General features: G+C 66.2%; 13 protein-coding genes. 3 read left to right on the plus strand and 10 right to left on the minus strand.

Annotated features, from left to right (window positions below; genetic code table 11):
- Positions 1-14: 14 nt before the first annotated feature.
- The 4 genes from A3CW_RS0121145 to A3CW_RS0121160 form a co-directional block, all read right to left on the minus strand.
- On the minus strand, positions 15-866 hold the full coding sequence (locus A3CW_RS0121145; protein ID WP_028205347.1) for a carbohydrate ABC transporter permease: 852 nt from the start codon (positions 864-866) through the stop codon (positions 15-17).
- A 43-nt stretch (positions 867-909) separates the two neighbouring features.
- Entirely contained in the window at positions 910-1,815 is a 906-nt protein-coding gene (locus A3CW_RS0121150; protein WP_028205348.1) for a carbohydrate ABC transporter permease, read from the minus strand.
- A gap of 69 nt (positions 1,816-1,884) precedes the next feature.
- Positions 1,885-3,150, minus strand: coding sequence for an ABC transporter substrate-binding protein (locus tag A3CW_RS0121155; RefSeq protein WP_051481614.1), 1,266 nt, complete (start codon positions 3,148-3,150; stop codon positions 1,885-1,887).
- Between the two features lie 87 nt (positions 3,151-3,237).
- The gene (locus tag A3CW_RS0121160) at positions 3,238-4,374 is read right to left on the minus strand and encodes an ABC transporter ATP-binding protein (protein ID WP_028205350.1); all 1,137 of its coding nucleotides are present in this window, start codon (positions 4,372-4,374) and stop codon (positions 3,238-3,240) included.
- Positions 4,375-4,580: 206 nt separating this feature from the next.
- On the opposite strand from A3CW_RS0121160, the gene A3CW_RS0121165 reads away from it, so the two are divergent.
- On the plus strand, positions 4,581-5,606 hold the full coding sequence (locus A3CW_RS0121165; protein ID WP_028205351.1) for a LacI family DNA-binding transcriptional regulator: 1,026 nt from the start codon (positions 4,581-4,583) through the stop codon (positions 5,604-5,606).
- 134 nt (positions 5,607-5,740) lie between these two features.
- Positions 5,741-6,898, plus strand: a complete 1,158-nt coding sequence (gene solA, locus A3CW_RS0121170; protein WP_028205352.1) for an N-methyl-L-tryptophan oxidase — start codon at positions 5,741-5,743, stop codon at positions 6,896-6,898.
- 15 nt (positions 6,899-6,913) lie between these two features.
- On the opposite strand, the gene A3CW_RS0121175 is transcribed toward solA, so the two are convergent.
- The 6 genes from A3CW_RS0121175 to A3CW_RS0121200 all read right to left on the minus strand — a co-directional run bounded on the left by A3CW_RS0121175 (position 6,914) and on the right by A3CW_RS0121200 (position 11,490).
- Positions 6,914-7,984 (minus strand): hypothetical protein, encoded by a 1,071-nt coding sequence (locus A3CW_RS0121175; RefSeq protein ID WP_028205353.1) that lies wholly within the window; start codon positions 7,982-7,984, stop codon positions 6,914-6,916.
- 113 nt (positions 7,985-8,097) lie between these two features.
- Positions 8,098-9,402: an RNA polymerase sigma factor gene (locus tag A3CW_RS0121180; protein WP_028205354.1), complete on the minus strand. Its 1,305-nt coding sequence runs from the start codon at positions 9,400-9,402 to the stop codon at positions 8,098-8,100.
- On the minus strand, positions 9,399-9,821 hold the full coding sequence (locus A3CW_RS0121185) for a VOC family protein (protein ID WP_028205355.1): 423 nt from the start codon (positions 9,819-9,821) through the stop codon (positions 9,399-9,401). The genes A3CW_RS0121180 and A3CW_RS0121185 overlap by 4 nt, the downstream gene beginning before the upstream one ends.
- A 31-nt stretch (positions 9,822-9,852) precedes the next feature.
- On the minus strand, positions 9,853-10,275 hold the full coding sequence (locus tag A3CW_RS0121190; protein ID WP_028205356.1) for a YciI family protein: 423 nt from the start codon (positions 10,273-10,275) through the stop codon (positions 9,853-9,855).
- Positions 10,276-10,424: 149 nt separating this feature from the next.
- Complete coding sequence (locus tag A3CW_RS0121195; protein WP_028205357.1) at positions 10,425-10,778, minus strand: YciI family protein; 354 nt, start codon at positions 10,776-10,778, stop codon at positions 10,425-10,427.
- A 94-nt stretch (positions 10,779-10,872) separates the two neighbouring features.
- Positions 10,873-11,490, minus strand: coding sequence for a TetR/AcrR family transcriptional regulator (locus tag A3CW_RS0121200; protein WP_028205358.1), 618 nt, complete (start codon positions 11,488-11,490; stop codon positions 10,873-10,875).
- Between the two features lie 88 nt (positions 11,491-11,578).
- Between A3CW_RS0121200 and A3CW_RS0121205 the strand changes: the two genes are divergently transcribed.
- Positions 11,579-12,715, plus strand: coding sequence for an MBL fold metallo-hydrolase (locus A3CW_RS0121205; RefSeq protein WP_028205359.1), 1,137 nt, complete (start codon positions 11,579-11,581; stop codon positions 12,713-12,715).
- Positions 12,716-12,759: the final 44 nt, after the last annotated feature.

Consider the following 12,759-nt stretch of genomic DNA (forward strand, 5'->3'; position numbering starts at 1 on the left):
GCGGCCGGGCTCGATCAGCCCTTGCTCGCGCCGAAGGTAAGCCCCGCGACAAAGTGTTTCTGCATGGCGAAGAACATCAGCACCGAAGGCAGCGCCGCAAGCACCGAGCCCGCCGCCACGAGGTTCCACGCCGTGGTCCACTGCCCCTTGAGCGCGGCCACGCCCACCGTGATCGGCGCGGCGTCGTCGCCCTGGGTGAGACACAGCGCCCAGAAGTAGTCGTTCCAGACGAACGTGAACACGAGAATGCCGAGCGCGGCGAGCGCCGGCCGCACGAGCGGCATGACGATGCGCCAGTAAACGGCCCATTCGCTCGCGCCTTCCACGCGCGCGGCCTCGATCAGCTCGAACGGCAGTTGCTTGATGAAATTGCGCAGGAACAGCGTGCAGAATCCGGTCTGGAACGACACGTGAAAGATGATGAGCGCCCACACGGTGTTGTAGAGCCCCACGCGCAGCGCCATGTCGCGCACCGGGATCATGAGGATCTGGATCGGCACGAAGTTGCCTGCGACGAAGGCGAACAACACCGCCGTGTTGCCGCGAAACCGATACGTAGAGAGCGCGAAGCCCGCCATCGAAGCCAGCGCGATAGCGCCGATCACCGAAGGCACCGTGATCAGCACGCTGTTCGCGAAGTAATGGAGCATGGGCGTTTGCGTGAGCGCCGCGCCGTAGTTTTCCAGCAGGGCGAAGTGCTTCGGCCAGCCCCAGTAGTCGCCCTGCTGCAATTCCTCGGTAGACCGGATCGACGTGACGAGCACGGCGAGCATGGGCAGCAGCCAGATGACGAGCGCAATGGGCAACGAGATCTTGTAGAGCGCGCGATTCGCGGGTTTCCAGCGATCGACGGGAACCGGATACATGGGCAGCGACTCCGAGGGCATCGACGAAAAATCGACAGGTAATTCAGCGTTCTTCGCGCAGCATGCGGCGCAAGTGGAACACGATATAGACGAGCATGATGGCGAACAGCACGACGGCGATCGCCGCCGAATAGCCTTCGCGGTAATACTTGATCGCCTGGTCGTACATGAAGTACGCGAGCACGGTGGAGCTGTCGAACGGGCCGCCGCCGCTCATCACGGCGATCAGGTCGAAGCTGCGCAGCGCGCCGATCACCGTGAGCACGATGGCCATGAACGTGGCCGGGCGAAGCTGCGGGAGCACCACGTGCCAGAACAGCCGCCAGCCCTTCGCACCTTCCATGCGCGCGGCTTCCACGATCTCCGGGTTGATGCCCGTGAGGCCCGTGAGATACAGGATCATGCAGAACGGCGTTTGCGGCCAGAGCGCGGCGAAGATGATGCCGAACGTCACGAGCTTCGGGTCGCCCAGCACGGGTATGCCATGCCCGACGATCATCTTGAGCAGCCCGAAGGTCGGATCGTAGAACCACGAGAACACGAGACCGACCACCACGCCAGAGAGCACGAACGGCGCGAAGAACAGCGACTTTACGGCACGTATGCCGCGCACGTGCTGGTTCAGATACAGCGCGAACAGGAGGCCGACCGGCGGCGCCAGCAGGAACAGCACGAGCCACAGCAGATTGTTCTTGAGCGCGGTATAGAACGTGTCGGAATGGAACAGCTCGACATAGTTGGCGAGACCGACGAACGTCTTCGCGCTCATGCCGTCCCAGTCGTAAAAACTGAGCGTGATACTGCTGATAATCGGGTAAATCACGCAGAGCGTGAAGAGCACGCAGCCCGGCAGCAGGAAATACAACGCGGCGCGATTCTGCTGCCGCCGCACGGTAGAGACGCGACGCTGCCGCGCGGCCCCAATGGGGCGCGCCAGGGTATCGGACATGGTGAAGCCTCGTCGGGGTTCGAGGAATGCGCGGCCGGCAGCGCGAAGCGCGCCGGCCACGCGGCGGCGTTACTTCTTGTAGATGCGTTGACGCGTCGTTTCGAGGCGCGCGAGCAGCATGTCGATCTGCGACGGATCGCTGTAGAACTGCTGCATGGCCTTCATGCCTTCGTCGGCCATTTCCTTCTGCATGTCGCGGTCGTAGAACTGTGCGATGCCGCCACTCGTGTTCGCGAGCGTCTGAAAGCCCACCTTGGAGATGGGATCGTCAGGCTCGGCCGCCTTGTTGTTCGACGGCAGCTGGCCCCAGCCGCGCGCCAGTTGGGCATTGATCTCCGGCGTTTCCATGAAGGCCAGCAGGCGGCGTGCGTCGGCCTTGTTCTTCGCCTTCGCCGGAATCAGCAAGACGTTGACGGGGCCATCTTCCGCCATAGGCACGTTCGCGTCGATCACCGGGAAGCGGAAAAATCCCACGTTTTGCTTCATGTTCGCCGGGAAGCTGGCCGAGAAGAACGTGCCCATCAGCATCATCGCCGCCTTGCCGCTCACGAGCACCGGCGCGATCGAATCCACGTCGTAGGACAGCGCGTTTTCCATGAAGCAGTGGTTGTCCATCAACGACTTCCACGTCGTGAACACCTTCTTCACACGCGGGTCCGTATAGGGAACCTTGCCGGCCATCAGCTGCTGGTGGAACTCGTTGCCGTTGATGCGCAGGTCCAGATAGTCGAACCAGGCGGCCAGCGTCCAGCTGTCGCGCGCGGCAACCGCAATGGGCTGCACGCCGATGGCATTGAGCTTCTTGCAGGCGGCGACCAGGTCGTCCAGCGTCTTCGGTTCGGACTTGATGCCCGCCTTCTCGAACAGGTCCTTGCGGTAGAAGAAACCATAGGCGTCATAGCCGAGCGGCGCGGCATACTGCTTGCCGTTCCACGTCGACGCGCCCTTGACCGAAGCGTACTGGTCGTTCCAGCCGTCCTTCGCCCAGTCCGCCGAGAGGTCTTCGAGCAGGCCGCGCTGCGCGTAGTAGGCCATGCGCTCGCCGTCGTGCCACGAGACCACATCGGGCGGATCCGTCGCGAGCCAGCCGCCGATCTGCACCTTATAGGCTTCCTCATCGATATAGGAGACCTTCAGGTCCACGTCGGGATTCGCCTTCTTGAACTTGTCGAACGCGTCCTGCCAGGTCGAGCGCTGGTTGGCGCGCGCCGAAACGTTGACGTTGAGTGTGCCGGCGTCGGCGGCCGCGCTTGCAAACGTTGTAGCCGCAACGACTGCGATGGCCGCCGATGCGCGAGCCAGCGTACCGAATACCGTTGAACGATAAGCGAACATCTGTTGTCTCCTGCTTTGCCTTTGTAAGCTGACGACGCTCCCGCCGCCAGGCCCGGTGACCCGCTCTACCGGCGGGGTATAACGAAATCAGGCCAGCGCCGGCGCACGCGCCACCGCAAGCCGCTGCAACGCGACACCTTCGGCGTCGAACAGGTGACAGGCCTGCGGCGGCACATGCAAGCGTATGCGCTCGCCCACGCCAATGGGCGAATCGGCGGGCGCTTTCGCGACGAGCGTGCCCGCCGCGTGATCCGCGTGCAGATAACTATGCTCGCCCAGACGTTCGGCCAGTACCGTTGCGCACGCAATCGACTGATCGTCGCCGTCGAGACGCAAATGCTCGGGCCGCACGCCCAACGTAACCGGTTGACCCCGTTGCAAGCCACTGCCGTTCACACAGGCAAGCAGCGTCTGCCCGCCTTCGAGCGTGACGCGCACGCCCTCTTCATCCACCGAGTTGACAGTCGCGTCGATGAAGTTCATGCGCGGCGAGCCGATGAACCCGGCCACGAAGCGCGACTTCGGGTGGTGATAGAGATCGAGCGGCGCGCCGCTTTGCGCCACGCTGCCGTAACGCTCCATGTCGGCGCCTGCGTGCAGCAGCACGATGCGGTCGGCGAGCGTCATCGCCTCGACCTGGTCGTGCGTGACATACACGACGCTGGCATCCGTGAAACGCTGGTGCAGGCGCGCGATCTCGATGCGCGTATGGCTGCGCAACGCGGCGTCGAGATTGGACAGCGGCTCGTCGAACAGGAACACGCCGGGCTCGCGCACGATGGCGCGGCCGATGGCGACGCGCTGCCGCTGCCCGCCCGACAACGCCTTGGGATGCCGGTCGAGCAGCGCCTCCAGTTGCAGGCTGCCCGCCGCGTCGCGCACGCGCCGCTCGATCTCGGCTTTCGGCACCTTCGCGATCTTCAGGCCGAACGCGATGTTGTCGAACACCGTCATGTGCGGAAAGAGCGCGTAGCTCTGGAACACCATCGCCACGCCGCGCTCGGCGGCGGGCACGTCCGTCACCACGCGCGAACCGATGCGCAGTTCGCCTTCGCTTAACTCCTCGAGGCCCGCGATCATGCGCAGCAGCGTGGACTTGCCGCAGCCGGAAGGCCCGAGGAACACGCAAAACTCGTGATGCCCGATGTCGAGATCGACGCGCCGCACCACCGGCGGGTGATCGCCGTAGCGTTTGCCGACGCCCGAGAGCTGTATCGTCGCCATGTTCTCGCCTCGAAATTTAAGCGCTTAAATTTTTACGCAGAAAACTTCCCGCAGCCCTTGCGCAGCGTGCATTTAACCGCTTAAATTCGAATCCGGCATAATCGCGCATTCGTTGTCTCCGTTGATGTTGTGGGAGAAAAGTAGCAAACCCGGCCGCAGCATTGCAACATCTGAATCATCTTCCCTGAATGTGGGAAAGGTCCGACATGGTCACCTTGTCAGAAGTCGCGCGGCGTGCACGCGTCACGGCGGCTACCGTTTCGAACGTGCTGCGCAACCGCGAGAAGGTTCGCCCCGAGACGGCCGAGCGCGTGCTGCAGGCCATCGCCGAGCTGGGCTACCGGCCCAACCTCAATGCGCGCGCGCTCGCGCAGGGGCGCTCGTCCACGCTCGCGCTCATGCTCTCGAACATCTCCAACCCGTTCTATCCCGAGTTCGTGCTCGCGGCCGAGCGTGCCGCGCGCAAGGCGGGCCACTTCCTCATGGTCTGCAACACCGACGACGACGCGCAAATCGGCCGCGCCTACCTGAACCAGATCGCGGGCACCTTCGCGGACGGCGTGCTCGTGATGAACACCGACATCGCCATGAACGAACTGTGCATCTCGGCCATGCACAACGGCCCGATTCTGCTGGCGATGTGGGAGCACCCCGAGAATCCGCCCGTGCTGCCATGCGTGGCCGTGGACTTCGCGCGTGCGGGCGCGCTCGCGGCGCAGCATCTGCTTGAATTGGGACACCGAAATATCGCCATGCTGATCGGCGACGGCTGCGGCGGCCTCCAGGATGCCCGTTCGGAAGGATTCCGAACGGCCTTGCGCGAAGGCGGCGTGGACCCGGCGAACGTGGCGCAGATGCAGGTGCGCGACTCGATCGACTCCGGCTACGCGGCCTGCCAGCAATTGCTCGCGCAACACCCGCGCGTGAGCGCGATCTTCGCGACCAACGACCTGCTCGCGATCGGCGCGATCCAGGCGCTGGTCAGCATGGGCCGCGCCGTGCCCGGCGATGTATCCGTGATCGGCATCACCGACATTCAGCTCGCCCATCAGATGCGCCCCGCCCTCACCACGGTCGCGATCCAGACCGAGGCCGTGGCCGAGCTATCGATCCGCAGCCTGATCCGGCTGATCGACGAACCGGACCAGCAGCCGCCCATGGTGCTCGGGCCGCCGCCCGAGCTCGTCACACGCATGTCCACGGGGCCGCGCAAGCGGCGCGCTCGGGCCTGACCCTGCGCGCGCCGGGCCTCGCTCGACAGGTGCGGGCGAAGCGCCGACAATGAATGCCCTTTACGGCGCCCCGTCCCGATCGGCGGGACCGGGCGCGCACACGTTCGCGCGCCGCGGCGCGCACGGGGCACTACATGCAGGACACAAACGCAAGCCATCGACATTTCGACACGCTCATCGTCGGTGCCGGTTCGATGGGCATGGCGGCCGGCTACTATCTGAGCCGCCTCGGCAACAAGGTGCTGCTGCTCGACGCCGGCGATCCGCCTCACGATCAGGGTGCGCATCACGGCGCGACCCGCCTCATTCGCCACGCCTATGGCGAAGGCGCCGCCTACGTGCCGCTCGCCTTGCGCGCCCGGCAGCTTTGGGAAGACCTCGAGCAGCAAACGCAGACTGCCCTTTTCGTGCGCACGGGCGTCGTCAATATCGGCTCGCCCGACGACGCCTACATGCGCGAGGTGCAGGCGAGCGCCGCCAGCCACGGCATCCCACTGGAAACGCTCGATGCCGCCACTGCCGGCAAGCGCTGGCCCGCGTGGCGGCTGCGGCCGGAGCAAATCGCAAACTTCGAACCCGGCGCGGGCGTGCTCTATTGCGAGCGAGCGATCAGCACCTACCGCCAGTTCGCGACCGCGCTCGGCGCAACGCTGGGCACGAATACGCGCGTCACGCGCATCGAGTGCCATGGGCGGGAGAGCGTCAACGTCTGGACCGACAGGAACGAAAAGTTCACCGCGCGCGACCTGATCGTGTGCGCCGGTAAATCGACTCGCGATCTGCTCGCGCCGCTGGGCCTCGAGATTCCGGTCACGCGCGTGCGCAAGAGTTTCGCGTGGTTCGTGGGCGAGCCCGGCCTCTTTGCGCCGGAGCGCTTCCCGGGCTTTTTCGTCGCCTCGGAAGTGGGCGGCTATTACGGGTTTCCCGATCTCGACGGCAGCGGCCTGAAGCTGGGCCGCCACGACACCGGCGAGCCCCTCGCGGCGGACGCACCACTGGCGCCATTCGGCGCCGAGCCGAGCGATCTCGGCGATCTGCAAGCCTTCCTGGAACGCTACTTGCCGGGCGCGGGCAAGCTGCGCGTGGGCCGCGCCTGCGAATACGACATGACGCCGGACGAGCATTTCATCATCGACCGCGTGCCCACCTGCCCGAATGTGCACATCGCGACCGGCTTTTCCGGGCATGGTTTCAAGTTCGCCAGCGCGATCGGCGAGGCACTGGCCGAGCGGATCACCCAGGGCGAAAGCCGTATCGACCTCGCGATGTTCGCGCGCAAGCGTTTTGCATGACGCGACGGCTTAAGCCTAGTTCGCGGGAATCGTCACGACCGGCGCCTTGCTGCTCGTATCGGCCTCCGCGAGCGCCATGAGGTTTTGCAGGACCGTGAACGCGTATTTCGAGTCGAAGTCGGCGCGTTCGACCCAATACGCCGTGCCTTCGTAGTCGATCGCGACATAGGCGTCCGCCGGCGCTTTCGGCCCCTGGTGCACGATGATGATCGGCCGCGTTTCGCCCCCAATCAGCCCGACGGTCGGTTTCGTCGCGCCGCTCTGCACCTGGGCGTCCGGCACCTGCACCTGCGCGCCGATATTCGTGAGGATGCCGAGCACCGAGCGCGTCACCATGGGAATACGATTGCCGCCCTGAGCCGAGGGCCCGTAGACGATCTCGTAAGTACGCGTGTCCGCCGCGAGATGGAGCAGTTCGCGCACGCGCGCCAGGTCCGCCGAAACTTGCGGCGACTGCGCGCTGTTCGTCGCGCCGAGCGCGAGATACACCGTGTTCTTGCCGTTCTCGCTGCGCGACTCCACGTTCAGCTCGCCGGCCAGTTGCAGGCGCCGCAGCGCCTGCAACAACTGGAAGAAACCCGCCGAGCCCGCGCTGCCCTCTCCGCCCAGCGCGCTGCCGTTCTGCAGCCCGCCGATCGATTGCGCGCCGATACGCAGCAGCAGATCGACCGGCATGCCGCCTTCGGCGAGCGGCATCATGAGTTCCGGCGCGAGCGGACGGATGTACGCGGAGGCGAAGGCTTCGCCCGTGGTCGGCGAGAACGTGAAGGTCGGGCGATTCGACCAGGATACGCTGCCGGTCGCGAGCGCATAGTTCGGCTGCGAGCCCGAACCGACATTGCCGGTCGCGCCCGCCGTCGAATCGAATTGATACGCGGCGATGATCGAACTCACCGAGAGAAAGGCGGGCGCGTCGCCGTAACGCAACCCGATCACCGCCGCGAGTATTCCGCGCTTTTTTGCATCGCCGAGCGCTCTTGCGTAATCGACCTGATCGGCGCGCAAGCGCGTCGGGCCGAGATGCACACACGCCGTGCCCAGCAAGGCCGAGCATGAAACCGCCAGAATCGTCGCTTTTGAAATCATCGGAAGCCTGCGCGCCGGGCCGCGCAAAGAGAGTGGGTCCGCGCGCACAGGTAGCAAGCGTTGTGCCCCGATATTTCAGAAGCGCAAGCGTGACCCTTCCGGCGATGACACCCTCAACTGCGCGGCACGCACGATTGCGCCCGCGCCAGCAGCACTTCGCGGTCGCGCGCGTTTTGCGTGAGCGCGGCCGCGCGCTCGAATTCCGCGCGCGCTTCGGCATGGCGCGCCAGCTTTTCCAGCAGATCGCCGCGCGCGGCCGGCAGCCACGGATAGTGGCGCAGCGAGGGTTCCGCGCACAGCGCATCGACGAGATCGAGCGCCGCTTGCGGCCCCTGCGCCATGCCCACCGCCACGGCACGATTCAGGCGCACGACGGGCGAGTCGTCGAGTTTGAGCAGCGCGTCATAGATCGAGACGATCTGCGCCCAGTCGGTCGCCACCGCGCTCGGTGCGCGCGCATGGCAAGCCGCCAGCGCCGCCTGCAACGCGTACGGCCCTGGCGCACCGGCGCAGGCCGCGCCGCGCGCGATCGCGGCAAGCCCGCGCCGAATCAGGAGCGCGTCCCAGCGGCTACGGTCCTGGTCGGCGAGCAGCACGGCGCGCCCGGCCCGGTCCACGCGCGCGGGCAGGCGCGAAGCCTGCAGTTCCATCAACGCAACGAGGCCGTGCGCCTCGCCCTCGAGCGGAACGAGTTCCGCCAGCATGCGGCCAAGCCGCAGCGCTTCTTCGCACAGCGCGGGCCGTGTCCAGTCCGGGCCCGCCGTGGCTGCATAGCCCTCGTTGAAGATCAGATAAATCACTTCGAACACCGAAGCAAGTCGCGGCTCGAGGTCGGCCAGGCGCGGCACTTCGAACGGGACCTTCGCGGCCGCGAGCGTGCGCTTGGCCCGCACGATGCGCTGCGCGACGGTTGCCTCGGGCACGAGAAACGCGCGCGCGATCTCCGCCGTGGTGAGGCCGCCGAGCAGACGCAGCGTGAGCGCGGCGCGTCCTTCCTTCGGCAGCACGGGGTGGCACGCCACGAACACGAGCCGCAGCAAATCGTCGCCGATCTCGTCCTCGCGCGCGGCGTCGAGCGCCTCCACGAAGTCGGGCGCGAAGTGCGCCTCGAGCGCTTCGAGGTCGGCGCCCATCGCCTCGTGCGCGCGGGCATGCGAGGCCGCGCGACGCAGCCGGTCGAGCGCGCGATGTTTCGCGGCGGTCATGAGCCACGCTCCGGGGTTCTCGGGAATGCCGCTCGCGGGCCAGCTTTCCAGCGCGGCGACGAACGCGTCCTGCGCGATTTCCTCGGCCACGCCCACGTCGCGCACGATGCGCGCGGCGTGGGCGATCACCTTCGCCGACTCGATGCGCCACACGGCCTCGACCGCGCGGCGCGTCGCCGTGAATGGGTCGTGAGGGTCGCGCGCTTGCGTCACGAACCGTGCGCGCCCTTTTCGACCGCCGCCGGCGACATGTACATCAGCTCCCAGATGTGGCCGTCGGGGTCTTCGAAGCTGCGTCCGTACATCTCGGTGCCGCACTCCATCGGCGGGCGCTTCGAGGTGCCGCCCGCCGCGAGCGCCTTTTCGACGAGCCCGTCGACTTCCTCGCGCGACACGCACGAGAGGCAGGTCAGCACCTCGGTGCTTTCGCGGGCGTCCACGAGCGCCTTGTCGGTGAAGCCGCGCATGAAATCCGTGGTGAGCAGCATGGCGTACATGTTCTCGCCCAGCACCATGCAGGCGGCCTTGTCATTGGTGAATTTCGGGTCGAACTTGAAGCCGAGCTGGCCGAAGAAGTCCATCGAGCCCTTGAGATCGCGCACGCCCAGATTGACGAAGATGTGCTTATGCATGATTGGAGCCTCACTGTGATCGGGTAAATGTTCAGGATGCCTTACGCTCTTCCTGGAGCTGTCGAAAACTCTCGACGCCCTCGCACTGCGGAAGTTCGTCGAGTTCATAGAGCTGCCGCACTTCGACCTCGCCTTCGGCGTGCTTGCCGAACGGCGATGGGAACCGGCGCGCCCATTCGAGCGCTTCGTCGCGCGAGCGGACCTGGATCAGCGTATAGCCGGCAATCAGCTCCTTCGTTTCGGCGAACGGGCCGTCGACGATCGTGGGCTTGCCGTTGGTGTAGTGCACGCGAAAGCCGCGCGAGCTGGGCTGCAGGCCCGAGGCGTCGAGCAGCACGCCGGCCTTCGCCAGTTCCTCGTGATAGCGGGCCATCTCGGCGAATATTTCCACGTCGTCGGGCGGCTCGCCCGCTTCGGTCAACGCGTTGGCGCGCACCATGATCATGAATCGCATTGTCTTCTCCTGAATGTGACGTTCGGGTGTTCGAAGCAAGCGGCACCCGTGGGTGCGCTCATGAACACGACGCGCGGGGCGCACGGAAATCGACAACGGCCAGCGATATTTTTTACGGGCCTGGGGAAACTACCTGGAGAGGCGCCGCCTCAACGGAAACACGGACCGGTTTCGCGCACTTCGACGCTCGCCCATTGCGCCGCGGGACAGCGCTGCGCGATGGCGAGCGCTTCGTCGCGCGTAGCGCAATCGACGAGGAAAAAGCCGCCGATCATCTCCTTCGCCTCGGCGAACGGGCCGTCGACGATGCTCGTGCGCCCTTCGCGCACCTGCACGCGTGCGCCGCTGGTGTCGGCGGTGAGCGCGTGCGCGTCGATCAGCTTGCCCTCGGCGGCGAGTTCGTCGGCGAACTCGACCATGCGCGCGTAGAGCGCCTCGCCTTCGGATGGCGCGCGCGTGTCGCGCTGGCCGCGCGGCTCGGCGATGAGCAGCATGAATGGCATGAGCGTGTCCTCTCAGTCAGCCTGCGATCCTGAAAGGCAAGAGTCTATTCCAGAAAAACCGTGGCGCGTCGGGGCCGCGCGCGCTTGCGGGCGCTCAGGCGTAGCGCGCGAGGAAGAGATCGGCGGACGACTCGGCGACCTGGCGCTGCTGCGCGTCGTCGAGCGGGGACTGGCCCATCGCGACCTGCGGCCAGAAGGCGAACGCCTTCACGATGCCGTGCAGTTGCTGCGAGGCAAATGCCGGGTCGGTCGTTTTCAGACGGCCATCGGCGGCGGCGGCGCGCACCCAGACTGTGACGTCCTCTTCGCGCTCGCCGATGCGGGCCACCATGTCGCGCGCGCGTTCGGGCGAGTGGATGCCCGCCGAGATCGCCACGCGCGCGAGCTTGAAAAACGCTTCGTCGCTCAGGAGCCGCAACTTGCGCATTAGCAGCTCGACGAGTTGCGCGCGCAGCGGCTCGCCGGCGCGGTAGGACGGCGCGTCGGCGGTCGCGCTCGCGTCCCAGAGCTGGCACAGGATCGACGCGAACAGCGCCTCCTTGCTCGGGAAATGGTTGTAGACCGTGCGCTTCGAGACGCTCGCGCGCGCCGCAATACGGTCCATGCTCGTGGCGTCGAAGCCGGAAGCCAGAAATTCGTCGATGGCCGCCGCGACGATGGCGGCGCGCTTGCGGTCGGTCAGGCGCTGAGGGGTGGCTGGGGTGCAATCCATTTCAGAATCTTACACCAGACAGTTTACTTTTCGCCAGAATAAACTACACTGTGCAGTCTACTTCCTGTTTCCAAAGGCAGCCGCCGACATGACCTCGCCTTTCGCATCGCTGAGCCGTACCTTGGGCCTGAGCGCCGCACAACGCGGCCGCGAGCTATCGCATACCTCGCCGCAACACGACGGCGAGCGCTTTCGCAACGTGCGTTCGCGCCCGGCCGAGGGCCTCGGCAAGACGCTGAAGATCATGTGGAACATGATCTTCCACAAGCCGGGCGGCACCATACCCGCGGGCGCGCTGCCCGTTCAGGCGCTCACGCGCGAACAGCTCGAGGCCGCGCCCGACCGCAGCGTGTACCGGCTCGGCCATTCCACGCTGCTCTTCAAGCTGCGCGGCCAGTTCTGGCTCACCGACCCGGTGTTCGCCGAGCGCGCTTCGCCGTTCCAGAACCTCGGGCCGAGGCGCTTTCACGCGCCGCCCATCGCGCTTGCCGATCTGCCGCCGTTGCGCGGCGTGATCCTCTCGCACGACCATTACGACCACCTCGACCGCGAAACCGTGCTCGCGCTCGCCGCCACGACAGGTGTGTTCCTCACGCCGCTTGGCGTGGGCGACCGCTTGATCGAATGGGGCATCGACGGTGCGAAGGTGCGCCAGTTCGACTGGTGGCAAGGCGCGAACGTCGAGGGCGTCGAGTTCACCGCCACCCCCGCGCAGCATTTCTCGGGGCGCAGCCTGTTCGACGGCAACAGCACGCTGTGGGCTTCGTGGGTGATCGCCGACGCCGACCTGCGCGTGTTCTTCAGCGGCGACACCGGCTACTTCGACGGCTTTCGCACGATCGGCGAGCGGCTTGGCCCGTTCGACGCGACTTTCATCGAGACCGGCGCTTACGACCCGCAATGGCCCTACGTCCACATGCAGCCCGAGGAAACGGTGCAGGCGCACGTGGATTTGCGCGGCGAGTGGCTCGTGCCGATTCACAACGGCACGTTCGATCTCGCGATGCATCGCTGGCAGGACCCGTTCGAGCGCGTGACCGGCCTCGCGCTCGCACGCGGCGTGACGCTCGCCACGCCGCGCATGGGCGAGCGGCTCGATCTGGTCGAGCCGCATCGCGGGGAGCGCTGGTGGCGCGAGGTAGCGGAAAGCGCGGAAAGCACCAGGCGGCCACGCGCGGCGCGCCGATGGTTCGCTTGCCGCGATGCGAGCGAAGCGCAGTCGTAATACCCAGTCCCACGCCGTCTCCCTCTACGCCCCGCGCGCCACAT

This window comes from Paraburkholderia nodosa DSM 21604 (assembly GCF_000519185.1).
Classification (GTDB): Bacteria; Pseudomonadota; Gammaproteobacteria; order Burkholderiales; family Burkholderiaceae; genus Paraburkholderia; species Paraburkholderia nodosa.

What these genes read in the sequence shown, in the direction of transcription:
- A3CW_RS0121145 (WP_028205347.1), bottom strand. Translation starts at nt 866, where the DNA reads ATGTATCCGGTTCCCGTCGATCGCTGGAAACCCGCGAATCGCGCGCTC.
- A3CW_RS0121150 (WP_028205348.1), bottom strand. Translation starts at nt 1,815, where the DNA reads ATGTCCGATACCCTGGCGCGCCCCATTGGGGCCGCGCGGCAGCGTCGC.
- A3CW_RS0121155 (WP_051481614.1), bottom strand. Translation starts at nt 3,150, where the DNA reads ATGTTCGCTTATCGTTCAACGGTATTCGGTACGCTGGCTCGCGCATCG.
- A3CW_RS0121160 (WP_028205350.1), bottom strand. Translation starts at nt 4,374, where the DNA reads ATGGCGACGATACAGCTCTCGGGCGTCGGCAAACGCTACGGCGATCAC.
- A3CW_RS0121165 (WP_028205351.1), top strand. Translation starts at nt 4,581, where the DNA reads ATGGTCACCTTGTCAGAAGTCGCGCGGCGTGCACGCGTCACGGCGGCT.
- solA (WP_028205352.1), top strand. Translation starts at nt 5,741, where the DNA reads ATGCAGGACACAAACGCAAGCCATCGACATTTCGACACGCTCATCGTC.
- A3CW_RS0121175 (WP_028205353.1), bottom strand. Translation starts at nt 7,984, where the DNA reads ATGATTTCAAAAGCGACGATTCTGGCGGTTTCATGCTCGGCCTTGCTG.
- A3CW_RS0121185 (WP_028205355.1), bottom strand. Translation starts at nt 9,821, where the DNA reads ATGCATAAGCACATCTTCGTCAATCTGGGCGTGCGCGATCTCAAGGGC.
- A3CW_RS0121190 (WP_028205356.1), bottom strand. Translation starts at nt 10,275, where the DNA reads ATGCGATTCATGATCATGGTGCGCGCCAACGCGTTGACCGAAGCGGGC.
- A3CW_RS0121195 (WP_028205357.1), bottom strand. Translation starts at nt 10,778, where the DNA reads ATGCCATTCATGCTGCTCATCGCCGAGCCGCGCGGCCAGCGCGACACG.
- A3CW_RS0121200 (WP_028205358.1), bottom strand. Translation starts at nt 11,490, where the DNA reads ATGGATTGCACCCCAGCCACCCCTCAGCGCCTGACCGACCGCAAGCGC.
- A3CW_RS0121205 (WP_028205359.1), top strand. Translation starts at nt 11,579, where the DNA reads ATGACCTCGCCTTTCGCATCGCTGAGCCGTACCTTGGGCCTGAGCGCC.